Origin of the sequence: Bradyrhizobium sp. Leaf396 (assembly GCF_001424605.1) — a bacterium.
Classification (GTDB): domain Bacteria; phylum Pseudomonadota; class Alphaproteobacteria; order Rhizobiales; family Xanthobacteraceae; genus Bradyrhizobium; species Bradyrhizobium japonicum_C.
Window position 1 is genome coordinate 206,695 of sequence record NZ_LMQJ01000056.1, and the last position, 15,704, is coordinate 222,398.

At 64.8% G+C, this 15,704-nt stretch carries 14 protein-coding genes and 1 tRNA gene; 12 read left to right on the plus strand and 3 right to left on the minus strand.

Going from position 1 to position 15,704, the window contains the following annotated elements; all coding sequences use genetic code 11:
• Positions 1-19: 19 nt before the first annotated feature.
• A tRNA-Gly gene (locus ASG57_RS30565) sits at positions 20-94 on the minus strand.
• A gap of 271 nt (positions 95-365) precedes the next feature.
• Here ASG57_RS30565 and trxA point away from each other — a divergent pair.
• The 3 genes from trxA (at position 366) to ASG57_RS30580 (ending at position 2,305) form a co-directional block, all read left to right on the plus strand.
• Positions 366-1,289, plus strand: a complete 924-nt coding sequence (trxA, locus tag ASG57_RS30570; RefSeq protein WP_024338726.1) for a thioredoxin — start codon at positions 366-368, stop codon at positions 1,287-1,289.
• Between the two features lie 34 nt (positions 1,290-1,323).
• Entirely contained in the window at positions 1,324-2,001 is a 678-nt protein-coding gene (locus ASG57_RS30575) for an LON peptidase substrate-binding domain-containing protein (RefSeq protein WP_024338725.1), read from the plus strand.
• 106 nt (positions 2,002-2,107) lie between these two features.
• Positions 2,108-2,305 (plus strand): Trm112 family protein, encoded by a 198-nt coding sequence (locus ASG57_RS30580; RefSeq protein WP_024338724.1) that lies wholly within the window; start codon positions 2,108-2,110, stop codon positions 2,303-2,305.
• 70 nt (positions 2,306-2,375) lie between these two features.
• Here ASG57_RS30580 and ASG57_RS30585 read toward each other — a convergent pair whose 3' ends face one another.
• Positions 2,376-3,596: a ubiquinone biosynthesis hydroxylase gene (locus ASG57_RS30585; RefSeq protein ID WP_024338723.1), complete on the minus strand. Its 1,221-nt coding sequence runs from the start codon at positions 3,594-3,596 to the stop codon at positions 2,376-2,378.
• A 203-nt stretch (positions 3,597-3,799) separates the two neighbouring features.
• Here ASG57_RS30585 and tesB point away from each other — a divergent pair, with 203 nt between their 5' ends.
• Positions 3,800-4,663, plus strand: coding sequence for an acyl-CoA thioesterase II (tesB, locus tag ASG57_RS30590; protein ID WP_024338722.1), 864 nt, complete (start codon positions 3,800-3,802; stop codon positions 4,661-4,663).
• Positions 4,664-4,745: 82 nt separating this feature from the next.
• On the opposite strand, the gene ASG57_RS30595 is transcribed toward tesB, so the two are convergent.
• A complete protein-coding gene (locus ASG57_RS30595) occupies positions 4,746-5,648 on the minus strand; it encodes a DUF4339 domain-containing protein (protein ID WP_057198764.1) in 903 nt (300 codons plus the stop codon).
• Between the two features lie 238 nt (positions 5,649-5,886).
• Between ASG57_RS30595 and ASG57_RS30600 the strand changes: the two genes are divergently transcribed.
• From ASG57_RS30600 to xth, 8 genes are all read left to right on the plus strand, one after another.
• Entirely contained in the window at positions 5,887-6,225 is a 339-nt protein-coding gene (locus ASG57_RS30600) for a P-II family nitrogen regulator (RefSeq protein WP_024338720.1), read from the plus strand.
• Positions 6,226-6,358: 133 nt separating this feature from the next.
• Positions 6,359-7,660 carry an ammonium transporter gene (locus tag ASG57_RS30605; protein ID WP_057198765.1) on the plus strand — a complete coding sequence of 434 codons (1,302 nt, stop codon included), beginning with the start codon at positions 6,359-6,361 and terminating at the stop codon, positions 7,658-7,660.
• Between the two features lie 307 nt (positions 7,661-7,967).
• Positions 7,968-8,306 carry a P-II family nitrogen regulator gene (locus tag ASG57_RS30610; protein ID WP_008142813.1) on the plus strand — a complete coding sequence of 113 codons (339 nt, stop codon included), beginning with the start codon at positions 7,968-7,970 and terminating at the stop codon, positions 8,304-8,306.
• A 37-nt stretch (positions 8,307-8,343) separates the two neighbouring features.
• A complete protein-coding gene (locus ASG57_RS30615) occupies positions 8,344-9,792 on the plus strand; it encodes an ammonium transporter (RefSeq protein WP_024338718.1) in 1,449 nt (482 codons plus the stop codon).
• Between the two features lie 311 nt (positions 9,793-10,103).
• A complete protein-coding gene (locus ASG57_RS30620; protein ID WP_024338717.1) occupies positions 10,104-11,318 on the plus strand; it encodes an aminotransferase class I/II-fold pyridoxal phosphate-dependent enzyme in 1,215 nt (404 codons plus the stop codon).
• An 8-nt stretch (positions 11,319-11,326) separates the two neighbouring features.
• On the plus strand, positions 11,327-13,804 hold the full coding sequence (locus ASG57_RS30625) for a DNA translocase FtsK (RefSeq protein WP_057198766.1): 2,478 nt from the start codon (positions 11,327-11,329) through the stop codon (positions 13,802-13,804).
• A 152-nt stretch (positions 13,805-13,956) separates the two neighbouring features.
• Positions 13,957-14,712, plus strand: a complete 756-nt coding sequence (locus ASG57_RS30630) for an outer membrane lipoprotein carrier protein LolA (protein ID WP_057198824.1) — start codon at positions 13,957-13,959, stop codon at positions 14,710-14,712.
• Between the two features lie 130 nt (positions 14,713-14,842).
• Positions 14,843-15,658: an exodeoxyribonuclease III gene (xth, locus tag ASG57_RS30635; protein WP_057198767.1), complete on the plus strand. Its 816-nt coding sequence runs from the start codon at positions 14,843-14,845 to the stop codon at positions 15,656-15,658.
• Positions 15,659-15,704 lie beyond the last annotated feature (46 nt).

Consider the following 15,704-nt stretch of genomic DNA (forward strand, 5'->3'; position numbering starts at 1 on the left):
TGCTGATGCTCGGAAAAATTGGAGCGGGCGAAGGGGCTCGAACCCTCGACCCCGACCTTGGCAAGGTCGTGCTCTACCACTGAGCTACACCCGCATCCTGTGTCGGTCGCGTGACGCGCCGGCAACGGCTGTCGTATGCCAAAAGCGGACAGGGAATGCAACAGCTACCGGCGGCATCAATGCGCAATCGGAGGCCCTATATGGACCCCGGATGCGGCCAAACCGCGCGAAAGTGCCCCGGAACCGGCGAATCGGGTCGCCTGGATTGAAATTCGGCCCATTCGGCCCAATTTAGGAGCCAACAGCAAGCATATGATATGGCGGCGTGCTAAGAGCCGCCATTCCAGACATGACGAGGGGATCCCGTGACGATCATCGACCAGGGTAACGGAGCGGCGGGCCCGGTTGCGGCCGACCTGATCAAGGACACCACCACCCAAGCCTTCGTGAAGGACGTGATCGAGGAATCGAAGCGCCAGCCGGTGCTGATCGATTTCTGGGCGGAGTGGTGCGGCCCCTGCAAGCAGCTCACCCCCGTGCTGGAAAAGGCGGTGAAGGCGGCCAAGGGCAAGGTCAAGCTGGTCAAGATGAACATCGACCACCATCCGGCGATCCCGGGCCAGATGGGCATCCAGTCGATCCCCGCCGTGATCGCCTTCGTCAACGGCCAGCCGGCCGACGGCTTCATGGGTGCGGTGCCGGAGAGCCAGGTCAATGCCTTCATCGAGCGGCTGACCAAGGGCGTCACCGCGCCGGGCGAGGTCAACGTCGCCGAGATCGTGCAGGAGGCCGAAGCGGTGCTCGCCGAGGGCGACGCGGCGGCAGCGGCGCAGATCTATGCCGAGGCGCTGCAGCACGAGTCGACCAATATCGCGGCACTTGCGGGCCTCGCGAAGTGCTACGCCGTCTCCGGGGCGATGGAGCAGGCCAAGCAGACGCTGGCCATGGTGCCGGAATCCAAGCGCAATGACCCTGCCGTGAAGGCGGTGCAGACCGCGATCGATCTCGCCGAGCAGGCAAAATCGCTCGGACCGGTCGCCGAGCTGGAACAGAAAGTCGCCGCAAACCCGCTCGATCATCAGGCCCGATTCGACCTCGCCACCGCGCTCAACGCGCAAGGCAATCGCGCGGCGGCGACCGAGCAGCTGCTCGAGATCATCAAGCGCGACCGCAAATGGAACGATGATGGCGCCCGCAAGCAGCTGGTGCAATTCTTCGAGGCCTGGGGCGGCACGGATGATGCAACCGTCGAGGGACGCAAGCGTTTGTCGACGATCCTATTTTCATAAGGGACTTGCTGGCGACGCCAAGGGGACCGGGCAGATGCCAATCAACATCGAATATCGCGGGCCCGCCGACCTCCCGGAGATCATTCCGGTCTTTCCGTTGCCGGGCGCGCTGCTGCTGCCCCGCGGCCAGATGCCGCTCAACATCTTCGAGCCGCGCTATCTCGCGATGGTCGACGATTCCTTCCGCGACGGACATCGCCTGATCGGCATGATCCAGCCCGACGTGGCGCACACGCCGAAGAATTCCGACAAGCCGGCGCTGTTTCGGGTCGGCTGCGTCGGCCGCATCACCCAGCTCGCCGAGTCCGGCGACGGCCGCTACATCCTCGAGCTCACCGGCGTGTCGCGCTTCAAGGTGGTCGAGGAGCTCGAGGTGCTCACCCCCTATCGGCAGTGCAAGGTGGATTTCTTCGCCTTCGTCGACGACTTCACCGCGCGGATGGGCGAGGACGACGTCGACCGCGAGGCGCTGCTGGCGGTGCTGGCTGACTTCCTCAAAGCCAACAATCTCAAGGTCGACTGGGAAGGCGTCGAAAGCGCGCCCAACGAGGCACTCGTCAACGCGCTGGCGATGATGTCACCCTATGGCCCGGCGGAGAAGCAGGCCATGCTGGAGGCGCCTGACCTGAAGACCCGGGCCGAGATCCTTATCGCCGTCACCGAGATGGATCTCGCCAAGAAGCGCACCAGCGGCGATCCGCCGCTGCAGTGAGGGAGCAGGCTTCCGCGAGGACCCTGCGTCCCTCTTCCCCCGCATCCGCCCCGCGATGGCAGCCGGGAATTTCTGTGCTACAGGCAAGGCATTGCCGGAGACTTCAATGAACGCCGCCACCGAACGTCCCGAAGCCAGCGTCGATCCCAAATTGCTGGAGATTCTGGTCTGCCCGCTGACCAAGGGTCCGCTGGAGTTCGATTCCGCCAAGCAGGAGCTGATCTCGCGCAGCGCCAAGCTGGCCTATCCCATCCGCGACGGCATCCCGATCATGCTGCCGGAAGAAGCGCGCAAGATCGATTGAGGATGGCGAGTAGGGAGCGGCGAATGGCGAATGGAAAATCACTCGCTGTTCGCTACTCACCATTCGTCCCTCACAGAGCCTCGCCCTTCAACAGCCGCGGCACCTCGCCCGTGAGCCCCGCTGCCTGGCGGATGAAGAGATTCTTCAGCGGCGGGGCACGGTCGACGAGGCCGAGACCGATGTCGCGCACCGTGCGCAGCAGCGTCGATTCGTTGGAGAACAGGAAGTTCAGCGAGTTGGTGGCAACCCCCATCGCCATCGTGTCGAAGCGACGCCAGCGCTGATAGCGTTCGAGCACGTCCGCCCCGCCGATGTCCATGCCAAGCCGTGCAGCATCGACCACCACTTCGGCCAGCGCTGCGACGTCCTTCAGCCCCATGTTCAGGCCCTGGCCCGCGATCGGATGGATGACGTGGGCGGCATCGCCGACCAGCGCGAGGCGCTCTGCGATAAAGGAGCGCGCAACGAAATAGGACAGCGGAAACGCGCGCGGCTTGTCGAGCGCCTTGACCTCGCCGAGATGCAGGCCGAAACGCCGCTCGAGCTCGGCGTGAAACTCCTCGTCACTGAGCGCGACGATGCGCGCGGCTTCGGCCCGGCGCTCGGTCCACACCAGCGAGGAACGCCTGCCCGAAAGCGGCAGGATCGCGAACGGGCCGGCCGGCAGGAAGTGCTCCTCGGCGCGGCCCTCGTGATCGCGCTCATGGCCGACGGTGACGACGATGCCGGACTGGTCGTACTCCCAGCCATGGGTAGCGATGCCCGCGCGCTCGCGCAGCTTCGAGCGCGCGCCGTCGGCGGCGACCAAGAGGCTCGCGGCGATCACGCTGCCGTCGCCGAGCGTCACGTCGATGCCTTCGGAACGCGCGTCGTAGGACGCAACGGTGGTGGCGCGGAGATCGATGCCCTCGGCTTCCGCGCGTGCCACCAGTGCATCGATCAGGCGGCGGTTCTCGACCATGTGTGCAAAGGGCTCGCCCGGCGCGACGTCGCCGGCGAAGTTCAGGAACACCGGACGGGTGGCGTCCTCCAGCCTGGAATCAGTCACGACCATGTCGAGGATCGGCTGTGCTTCGCCCCTGACGGCGTCCCAGGCGCCGATCACCTCGAACAGGCGGCGGCAGGCAGCCACGATCGCGGTGGCGCGAGGATCGCGGCTCGGCCGTGCGCCAAGCGCGGGGTCGGCGACGATGACGGGGATCTCGGGCCCGAGCCCCTGGCGCAATGCCAGGGCCAAGGCCAGGCCCGCAAATGCGCCGCCGCCGATGACAATGCTACCCTGTACCGACATACCAAGTTTCCCGGCCAATTCTCGGTCTTGCTAGCAGACTTGAGCTGGGCGAAACAGTGCGGTGAAACAAGGGCGGCTAGCCCCTCGTTCCGTCATTCCGGGGTCGCGACGCGCGAACCCGGAATCCAGAGGTTGTCAGCTCGGGATTCCGGGTTCATCGCTATCGCGATGCCCCGGAATGACGAGATCTCGAAAGCACCATCATGTCCAAAAGCCTGATCGACCTCATTGCGATCCTCGAGCTCGAGCAGCTCGAGGTGAACCTGTTCCGCGGCAACAGCCCGAAGACGAGCTGGCAGCGCGTGTTTGGCGGTCAGGTGATCGGGCAGGCGATGGTTGCGGCCTGCCGCACCGTCGAGGGACGGCTGCCGCATTCGCTGCATTGCTATTTCATCCTGCCGGGCGATCCGCAGATCCCGATCATCTACCAGGTCGAGCGCCTGCGCGACGGCAAGAGCTATTCGACACGGCGCGTCACCGCGATCCAGCACGGCAACGCGATCTTCTCGATCATGGTGTCCTTCCACACCGAGGAAGAGAGCGCGTTTGATCATCAGGATACGATGCCCGACGTGCCGCCGCCGGAGAAGCTGACGGCGGAGGAGGTGGCGAAGCAGCCGATGTTCAAGGAAATGCCGGAGTTCATCCGCCGGTATTATGAATCCGATCGTCCGATCGAATTGCGTCCGGTCGAGCTGGGACGCTACTTCGGCCAGAAGATCGACGATGGCCGCATTCACGTCTGGATCAAGACGGCAGCGACGCTGCCGGACGATCCGGCCCTGCACATGTGCGCGCTCGCCTACGCCTCGGACTTTTCGCTGCTCGATGCGATCATGGCGCGCTACGGCCGCACGCTGTTCGACAAGCGCATGATGCCGGCGAGCCTCGACCACGCGATGTGGTTTCACCGCCCGTTCCGCGCCGACGAATGGCTGCTCTACGCGCAGGACTCGCCGAGCGCGCGCGGCGGCCGCGGCCTGACGCGCGGCTCGATCTTCAAGCCCGACGGCACGCTGGTCGCCTCCGTCGCGCAGGAGGGTTCTGTGCGCGAGCGGAAGTCCTGATCGCTCCAGGCCACCGGGCAAACAACGGCCGAAGGCGCGATGACCATCATCCTGATCTCATCGCGCAACAGGAGCCTTCAGGTCACGCTGTAACGGAGCCTCGCGCAACGAGCTCGGTTTGCGAGGCGAACCAGTTCATGATCCAGCGATACACCCACGGGATCGGGATGATCAGGCTGCACAGGATCACGGCCACGATACCCCGCCAGAGAATGTCGAGACCGCTGCCCTTGAACACGATCTCGCGCCGGGTCCCTTCGATGCTGCGGCAGAACCAGCGCATCTGCGCCGCGGCCACCCAGGCCCAGCCGATGATGGTGATGATGGAGATCGCAAACAGCAGATTCCAGCCGATATAGGCCCAGATCGAGCCGGTGAAGCTCAGGCCCAGCGGCTGCCCGTTGGAGGCGAGGTTCGCAATCATCCATTTGATCAGGAGCCAGTAGAGAACGATCTGCACGATGAACAGCAGATTGCTCAGGATTTCGCTGCCGATATAGCCGATCGCGATCGCCAGAACGATGAAGCCGAAAAACCAGGGCACCAGCGTCATTGCATTGCCGGTGAAGCTGAGATTCGGCCGGCCCGGGACCTTCACGCAGGACACGATCCATTGCGTGTACCAGACGAACAGCCACGGCACCGGGATGATGAAGAACGAACCGATCACCAGCGCGAGCGTACGCCAGGTGAACTCGAGGATGCCGAAATCGACCGCGAGCGATGCTCCACCCGGGCCGCCATAGCCGCCCGCGCCGGCATAACCGCCCGAGCCCATCATCGGCGGGCCGCCAGGCATCATCGGCGGGGCGCCGCCGCCTCCGATCAGGCCGGGGATTTCGGCGGCCTTTTGCCAGCCGGCCATGCCTTCGGTCCAGACCAGGGTGTCCGGGCGCACGACCCCTTGGGCGATCAGGTCGCGGAATTGCCCTTCCGGAAAGGGCCCCTGCTGCTTGCCCTCGGATGCGTAGAACCAACTCGCCATGTAGAGTCCCCCTCAAACATACTTTTGTACCAGCCGGAACGCCTGGGTTCACCGCATCCATGCCAAAAATGCATTGTGAAGGATGAACGGTTGCCCTGTACAGAGGCGCCCGTTGACGTGGTCAGGTGTTTTTCCGCTTCAATCTGCAACTTTTTTATGCCATCTGCCCGGAAAGATGCCAGATTGACGCTGCGCCGGGGACATACGCCGCAGCGCATCCCGGGGAATAGGGCTGACCATGAAACTCGTCGTCGCGATCATCAAACCCTTCAAGCTCGATGAGGTCCGCCAGGCCCTGACCGCAATCGGCATCCACGGCATGACCGTGACCGAGGTGAAGGGCTACGGCCGCCAGAAGGGCCACACCGAGATCTATCGCGGCGCCGAATATGTCGTGAATTTCCTGCCGAAGCTCCGCATCGAGATCGCGGTCGCCTCCGACCTCGCCGACAAGGCCGTCAGCGTGATCACCGCGACCGCGCGCACCGGGCAGATCGGCGACGGCAAGATCTTCGTCACGCCGATCGATCATGCGCTGCGCATCCGCACCGGCGAAACCGACAGCGACGCGCTCTAGGCTTGGTTTGACGCGCTTTCTTGCCGCGAGCCGGTATCCACTCCGCTCGAAAGCGCTCCGATAACGTCTTCGTCGATCGCACCGGGCAATACGCCACAGCGTGCGACGTAATTTCTACGCTGGGGGAAACGAGATGGCGGGATATTTGCGCCGCGCAGCTGCCATGGCTGCGGGAATCGGATTTGCGTCGGCTGCAACATCGTCGGCGTACGCCGCAGGCTCCGAGATCAACACCGCGGACACCGCCTGGATGATCGTTGCCACGGCGCTGGTCCTGATGATGACGATCCCGGGACTTGCGCTGTTCTACTCCGGCATGGTGCGCAAGAAGAACGTGCTTGCGACCATGGCGCAGAGCCTCGCCGCGGTGGCGCTGATCTCCATTCTCTGGGTGGCGTTCGGCTATTCGCTATGCTTCGTCGGCGATGGCCCATGGATCGGCACGCTCGATCGCTGGTTTCTCGCCGGCATGACCATGGACAGCGTCAATCCGGCTGCGAAGACCATCCCGGAATCGCTGTTCATGCTGTACCAGATGACCTTTGCCATCATCACGGTGGCGCTGGTCGCGGGCTCGGTGGCCGATCGGATGCGGTTCTCCGCCTATCTCCTGTTCTCGGTCGCCTGGTTCATCTTCGTCTACATTCCGCTGGCGCATTGGGTGTGGGGCGGCGGCTTCCTCGCCAGCATGGGCGTCCTGGATTTCGCCGGCGGCCTCGTGGTGCATCTGTCGGCCGGCACCGGCGGCCTGGTTGCGGCCAAGGTGCTGGGACGCCGTCACGGCTACGGCACCGAGAATCTCTCGCCGTTCGACCTCTCGCTCGCGGTGATGGGCACCGGCCTGTTGTGGGTCGGCTGGTTCGGCTTCAACGGCGGCTCGGCGCTGGCGGCGAACTCACGCGCAGTGATGGCGATCACCGCGACCCATCTTGCGGCCTGCGCCGGCGCGCTGACCTGGGCCGTGATCGAATGGTCGACGCGGCGCAAGCCCTCGGTGCTCGGCATGATCTCCGGCGCGGTCGCGGGCCTCGGCACCATCACGCCAGCCTCGGGCTTCGTCGCGCCCTGGCATGGCATCGTCATCGGCATCGTCGCCGGGGCGGTCTGCTATTGGGCCTGCACCTGGCTGAAGCACCGCTTCAACTATGACGATTCGCTCGACGTGTTCGGCGTCCACGGCATCGGCGGCCTGACCGGCACCCTGCTTGGCGGCGTGTTCGCGACCAGCGCCATCGGCGGCACCGCCGGCCTGCTGGAGGGCAATCCTCAACAGCTCCTGATCCAGCTCTACGGTGTTGCGGTCACCCTCGTCTGGTCGGCGGGCGTCAGTTTCATCCTGCTCAAGCTCGTCGGCCTGTTCGTGCCGCTGCGCGTATCCCGTGAGCAGGAGCTCGAGGGGCTGGATATTTCGCAGCACGGAGAAGCGCTGCAATAGGCGCACACACTACTGAATTACCACTATCCTGCCCGACACGTGAGCAACATTGTGTCGGCAGCCTGTCATGCCCGTATTTTGGGCAGACATGGTCACGATTTGGGCGCGACGGAATAGCGCACCGCACCGCAGTACCCGCCCGACGTGAAAACCCGCGGTTTCATAGTCCATTAGGCAATATGCCGATCTGGCACGGCATTTGATTCTAAGGGTCCTGGCTGTGCCCGCGTAGTGAACTCTCCCTCGTGGCGAACCAGTCGAGAACGCCCGGCCACGTCCGGACCGGGCCCAAGCGGGGATAGGACCCATGAAAATTGTTATGGCGATCATCAAGCCATTCAAGCTGGAAGAAGTCCGTGACGCCCTGACCGCCATCGGCGTTCACGGTCTCACGGTGACGGAAGTCAAGGGATATGGCCGCCAGAAGGGCCATACGGAAATCTATCGCGGCGCCGAATACGCCGTGAGCTTTCTGCCCAAGATCAAGATCGAGGTCGCTGTCGCATCCGACCAGGTCGACAAGACCATCGACGCCATCACGTCCGCGGCGAAAACCGGACAGATCGGCGACGGCAAGATCTTCGTCATCAACCTCGACCATGCGGTGCGCATCCGCACCGGCGAGGCCGATGCCGCGGCCCTTTGATTTCGCGCTCAACCTTATCCAATCAGGAGTGAATGATATGACGTTCAAGCGTCCCCATGGCGCGGGATTGGCGGCTCTCGCAGTCGGCCTGTTCGCTGCGACCGCGGCCTATGCCGAGCCAACGGTCAACAAGGGAGACAACGCCTGGATGATGACATCGACAGTGCTGGTGCTGTTGATGACGATCCCCGGCCTCGCGCTGTTCTACGGCGGTCTCGTCCGTTCCAAGAACATGCTCTCCGTCCTGATGCAGGTGTTCTACACCGTCTGCGTCGTCACCGTGATCTGGGCCGTGTACGGCTACAGCCTGACCTTCACCGGCGGCTCCGACTTCATTGGCGGCTTCTCCAAGGCGTTCATGATGGGCGTCACCCCCGAGACGAAGGCTGCGACCTTCTCGGTCGACACCAACATCACGGAGCTCATCTATGTGTGCTTCCAGATGACCTTCGCGGCGATCACGCCCGCCCTCATCGTCGGCGCCTTCGCCGAGCGCATGAAGTTCGCCGCGATCGCGCTGTTCGTCCCCCTCTGGGTCACGCTGGTGTATTTCCCGATCGCGCACATGGTCTGGTACTGGCAGGGTCCGGACCTGATCCAGGATGCGGCCAAGGCGCTCGCTGCCGCCACTGACGCGGCGGCAAAGACCGCGGCGCAGGCCAAGCTCGACGAGCTCAATGCCGACGCCGGCTGGATCTTCAAGATGGGCGCGATCGACTTCGCGGGCGGCACCGTGGTGCACATCAACGCCGGCATCGCGGGCCTCGTCGGCGCTCTCCTGATCGGCAAGCGCGTCGGTTACGGCAAGGAGCTGATGGCCCCGCACTCGCTGACCATGTCGATGATCGGCGCCTCGCTGCTCTGGGTCGGCTGGTTCGGCTTCAACGCCGGCTCCAACCTCGAAGCCAGCGGCGGCGCTGCACTCGCCATGACCAACTCCTTCGTCGCCACCGCAGCCGCCGCGCTGTCGTGGATGTTCGCGGAGTGGATCGTCAAGGGTCATCCTTCCGTGCTCGGCGTCATTTCCGGCGCGGTCGCGGGCCTCGTTGCCGTCACCCCTGCAGCGGGCTTCTCCGGGATCATGGGAGCAATCGTGCTCGGCCTCGTGGCCGGCGTGGTCTGCCTGTTCTTCTGCACCGTCGTGAAGAACGCGCTCGGCTACGATGACTCGCTCGACGTGTTCGGCGTGCACTGCGTCGGCGGCATCGTCGGCGCCATCGGCACCGGCATTCTCGTCAACCCCGCGCTCGGCGGCGCCGGCATCATCGACTACTCGGCCATCCCGCCGAAGGTCGCCGATTACGACTTCGCCACGCAGATGCTCGCCCAGATCAAGGCCGTCGTCACCACGCTGGTGTGGTCGGGCATCGGTTCGGCGATCCTCTACAAGGTGGTCGATGTGATCGTCGGTCTGCGCACCAACATCGAGAGTGAGCGCGAAGGCCTCGACATCACCGAGCACACCGAGCGCGCCTACAACATGTAAGCCCTCCTCCCGGGCGCGGTCTCCCCGGAAACCGCGTCCACAACTACGGTTCGGGCACATACCCGGCAATGCCCTGACCGTTGAGGGGCTCCAGCGCAAGCTGGAGCCCCTTTCTTTTGGTCGGTTCCCTTGCGGGGGAGAGGTTGAACGGCCGTGCACCCGCTGTTATCCGGCTTCATTATTCCTGCTCTGGACGCAGGCGCCGGCCGATGGTTAATCGCGTCTTAACCTCGCCCTATCTATGGTGAACTGAACCGCTTCCCGCCGGTGCCTTCGCGCGACCGGCTGTTCCAAGAGTGCTGGCGCCCAGAATGGTCATGACCGCTTCATCCCGTGCGCCGCAGGCCAGTGGAAGCTCCGACAGCGAACGCTCGCCCTTCGTCCGGCTGAACGAGCTGCTGGCGCCGCATCAGCCCGGCAAGCCTTTGATTTCGCTCGCGGTCGGCGAACCCCAGCATCCCGTGCCCGACTTCGTCGGCCCGGTCCTGGCCAAGCACATCGCAGATTTCGGCCGTTACCCCGCGAACAAGGGCACCGACCCGTTCCGCAAGGCTGCAGGCGCCTGGCTGTCGTCGCGCTTCAAGCTGCCGCGACCGCTCGACCCAGAGGACGAGATTCTCGTCCTCAATGGCAGCCGCGAAGGCCTGTTCCTCGCTGCGATCGCGGCTGCGCGATATGTCGGCCCGCGTCCCGGCAAGCCCGCCATCCTGATGCCGAACCCGTTCTATCCGGTCTATGGCGCAGGCGCCCTCGCAGCGGCTTGCGAGCCGGTTCATCTGCCGACCACGGTCGAGAACGGCTTCCTGCCCGACCTCGACGCCATCGACGAGACGACGCTGGCGCGCACGGTCGCGATCTACCTGGCCTCGCCCGCAAATCCGCAAGGCTCGGTCGCCAAGCCTGACTATTTCAGGCGCTTGAAGCAGCTCGCCGACCGCTACGGCTTCGTGATTCTCAGCGACGAGTGCTATTCCGAGATCTACACGCGCGAGGCCCCGGGCAGCGCGCTGGAATGCGCCGGCCCCGACTACACCCGCGTGGTCGCGTTCCAGTCGCTGTCGAAGCGCTCCAACCTGCCGGGCCTGCGCGTCGGCTTCGCCGCCGGCGACAAGAGGTTCATCGGCATGTTCCTCGAGCTGCGTAACATCGCAGCGCCCCAGGTGCCGGTGCCGCTCCAGCACGTGGCGACCGTCGCCTATGGCGACGAGGCGCATGTGGAGGAGAACCGCAGGCTCTATCGGATCAAGTTCGATCTCGCCGACCAGATCATCGGCAATCGTTACGGCTACCGCCGGCCCGACGCCGGCTTCTGCGTCTGGCTCAACACATCCGCAGTCGGCGACGACGTGTCGGTGACGCTGAGACTCTTCAAGGAAGCAGGCGTGCGCGTGGTGCCCGGCAGCTATCTGGCCCGCGTTCAGCCCGACGGCTTCAATCCAGGTGCGGGCTACATCCGGCTCGCGCTGGTGCAGGACGGCGAGACCACGGCGCAGGCGCTGCACCGCCTGGTCGAGACTCTGGGTTAGGCGGGCCCATGAGCATGTCGGCAATCGAACGTGTCATTCCACTGGTCGGGCATCTGCCGCCCTCGATCCGAGAGGGGCTGGCGCGTCGCATGCGCGAGCTCACCGGGCTCGGCCTGATCGCGCTGGCAGGCGTCGCCTCGGCCGCGCTGATGACATGGTCGGTGCAGGATCCCAGCCTCAGCCATGCCACCTCGCGGCCAATCCGGAACATCCTCGGCTATGCCGGCGCGATCGGCGCCGATCTTGCCATGCAGATCCTCGGGCTCGGCGCGATCATGCTGGTCCTGACCGTCGCGGTCTGGGGCTGGCGGATGATGACGCATCGCCCGTTCGACCGCGAGGCGTTGCGGCTCGGTTCCTGGATTCTCTGCACGGTGATCGCAGCGGGCTTCGCCAGCTGCTGGCGGCATGGCGGCGCCTGGCCGCTGCCGACCGGACTCGGCGGCGTGGTCGGCGACGCGCTGGTGCGCGCACCGGCGGTGATCTTCGGGCCGGCCGGCACCATCTACCGCATCGTGCTGGGCACGATCCTGTTCGTCGCGATGACGGCGACCTTCCTGATCGCCTGCGGTCTCGGCGCGCGCGAGCGTGACGAAGAGCTCTCGGCGATCGAGGACGAGGACAAGCCGCTCGACGAAGACGAGGAGAGCGATCGTGGCTCGGTGTCGCTGGGCTGGCTGTTCCATGCCCTGATGAGCACCAAGGCTCGGCTGGGCTGGCTGCTTGGCGCCGCTTACCGCTCACTGGTATCGAGTGGACCGAAGACCAAGGCCACGCAGTTCAGCCGCCAGGAGCCCAATCTGGGCGGTGGCCGCGCCGCGCCTTCCATCTCGCCGCAGTCCGAAGACGAGGACACCGAGGACGAGCACGAAGAGGAGGAAGGCGAGGAGGAGGAAGAGGAGCAGCCCGCCGCGCGCGCCCCGCGCAAGAAGGCGGCGCCGAAGACTGCGGCCAAGAAGTCCTCCGACAAGTTCGACCTTCCGTCCGTCTCCATGCTGGCCGCTCCGAAGGCCGGCGATCGCCAGCCGCTCAGCAAGGCCGAGCTTGAGGCCAATTCCCGTTCGCTCGAAGGCGTGCTGCAGGATTTCGGCGTGCGCGGCGAGATCGTGAAGGCCAATCCGGGCCCCGTGGTCACGCTGTACGAACTGGAGCCGGCGCCCGGCATCAAGTCCTCGCGCGTGATCGGGCTTGCCGACGACATCGCCCGCTCGATGAGCGCGCTGTCCGCGCGCGTCGCCGTCGTGCCCGGCCGCAACGCGATCGGCATCGAGCTGCCGAACGCGCATCGCGAGAAGGTCTATCTGCGCGAATTGCTCGTCGCAAAGGAGGCGACCGACACGGTGGCAAAGCTGCCGCTGTGCCTCGGCAAGACCATCGGCGGCGACCCCGTCATCATCGACCTCGCGCGCACGCCGCACATGCTGATCGCCGGCACCACCGGCTCGGGCAAGTCGGTTGCCATCAACACCATGATCCTCAGCCTGGTCTACCGGCTGCGTCCGGACCAGTGCCGGCTGATCATGGTCGATCCGAAGATGCTCGAGCTCTCCGTCTATGACGGCATTCCCCATCTGCTCACGCCCGTCGTGACCGATCCGAAGAAGGCGGTTGTCGCGCTGAAATGGGCCGTGCGCGAGATGGAAGAGCGTTACAAGAACATGGCCAAGCTCGGCGTCCGCAACATCGACGGCTACAACACGCGCCTGCTCGAATTGAAGGCCAAGGGCGAGGAGCCGACACGCACGGTGCATACCGGCTTCGACAAGGAAACCGGCAAGGCGATCTACGAGGAAGAGAAGCTCTCGCTCGACCCGCTGCCCTATATCGTCATCATCGTCGACGAGATGGCCGACCTGATGATGGTCGCCGGCAAGGACATCGAAGGCGCGGTGCAGCGTCTGGCGCAGATGGCGCGCGCCGCCGGCCTGCACGTCATCCTCGCCACGCAGCGCCCGTCGGTCGACGTCATCACCGGCACCATCAAGGCGAACTTCCCGACCCGCATCGCCTTCCAGGTCACCTCCAAGATCGACAGCCGCACCATCCTCGGCGAGATGGGCGCCGAGCAGCTGCTCGGTCAGGGCGACATGCTCTACATGGCGGGCGGTGGCCGCATCAGCCGCGTGCACGGACCGTTTGCCTCTGACGAGGAAGTCGAGAAGGTGGTGCGTCATCTCAAGACGCAGGGACAGCCGGAATATCTCGAGGCGGTTACGGCCGAAGAGCCCACCGAGGACGAGGATGGCGCCGTGTTCGACGCCACCGGCATGGGCGGCGATGGCGGCGGCGATCTGTTCCAGCAGGCGGTTGCCATCGTCAAGCGCGATCGCAAGGCTTCGACCAGCTACATCCAGCGCCGCCTGCAGATCGGCTACAACCGCGCCGCATCGCTGATGGAGCGCATGGAACTGGAGGGCATCGTCGGTCCCGCCAACCACGCCGGCAAGCGCGAGATCCTGGTCGAGGAAGAAGACAGCCATATGTGAGGCGAGGCGCCTCTGAACATCATTTCACGCAGAATCGATATCTGCTTTTGCCCGAAATCACGCTAAAAGGGCGCCCAGCAATACAGGACGAGGCGTTGATCAGACATCCGGACATTCGATACGCTGCCTTCATCGCTGCGCGAAGCGCGCGCGTGGCCGGCGTGCTTCTCGTCACCGCCGCGATGGTGACCGGTGCATCGTTCGCGCAAACCGTGCCGGTGCCGAAGCCCGCACCGAAAGGCCGCGAAGGTGCTCCAGCCGGCGGTGGGCCAACCGTCACCGGCGCGATGCAAACGCCGCCGAACCCGGTCATCCCCGATCCGCGTCGCAACGTGCCGAGCAGCATCTTCCAGACCTTCGACGCCAATCAGAAGGCGCAGGCCGCCAAGGTCAGCGCCTATCTGTCGTCGCTTCAGACGCTGGTCGGGAATTTCGTCCAGGTCGGCCCCGACGGCAGCAAGACGCAGGGAGAATTCTACATCCAGAAGCCCGGCAAGGTGCGCTTCGAATATGACGCGCCGAGCCCGATCGACATCGTCGCGGACGGATCCTCGCTCGTGGTGCGCGACCGCAAGCTCGCGACCCAGGACGTCTATCCGCTGTCGCAGACGCCGCTGCGCTTCCTGCTGTCCGACCGTATCGACCTGATGAAGGACACCAACGTCGTCAACGTCTCGGCCGACGACGTCTATGTCAGCGTCACCATCGAGGAGAAGCAGGCGCTGGTCGGCACCAGCCGGCTGCTCCTGATGTTCGGCGCCAAGGACGGCCAGCTCAAGCAGTGGACCGTCACCGACCCGCAGGGCTACGACACCACGATCGCGGTCTACAATCTGGACTCGAGCAAGAAGCTCGACCCCGGCATGTTCAAGATCGATTTCACCAATTACGGACCATCGCCGGGTTGATGGCTGATGGCGTCTGCGACGGTCGTCATGCCCGGGCTTGCCCGGGCATCCACGTCTTGGGCCTTATAAAAAGGCGTGGATGGCCGGGTGAAGCCCGGCCATGACTGATGGAGTTTGTTAGACCGTCGCCATGCGACTTTCCCTGACCACCTGGAACATCAATTCGGTGCGGCTGCGCATCGACCTGGTCGCGAAGTTCTTGAAGAGCGCGCGGCCGGAGGTGCTGTGCCTGCAGGAGACCAAGTGCATCGATGACGCCTTTCCGCTGAAGCGATTCAAGCGGCTCGGCTATGAGCACGTGGCGCTGAACGGGCAGAAGGGCTATCACGGCGTTGCCATCGTCTCGAAGATCCCGTTCGAGACGAAGGACATCCGCACCTTCTGCGACAAGGTTGATTCGCGTCACATCTCGGTGTCGTTCGGCGAGAAGGCCGGCATCGCAAAGCCGCTGGTGCTGCATAATTTCTACGTGCCCGCCGGCGGCGACATTCCCGATCCCGCGCTGAACGAGAAGTTCGATCACAAGCTTCGTTTCCTCGACGAGATGAAGGCGTGCGAGCCGCTGCATCCGCGCGGCGAGGACCGTCACATCCTGGTCGGCGACCTCAACGTTGCCCCGCACGAGAACGACGTCTGGTCGCACAAGCAGCTTCTGAAGGTCGTCTCGCACACGCCTGTCGAAACCGAGAAGCTGAAGGCGGCACTCGAGGCGGGCGAATGGGTCGACGTCGCGCGGGAGCGCATCCCGATGTCGGAGAAGGTCTATACGTGGTGGAGCTACCGCTCCCCCGACTGGACCGTCGGCGACCGCGGCCGCCGGCTCGACCACATCTGGGTCTCGCGGGCGCTGAAGGACTCGGTGCAGGATTTTAGAATTCTGCGTGATGCGCGGAGCTGGGATCGGCCGTCGGACCATGTCCCGGTCACGGTGACGCTCGATCTATGACCGTCACCTGTCATTCCGGGGCGCGCGCAGCGCGAGCCCGGAATGA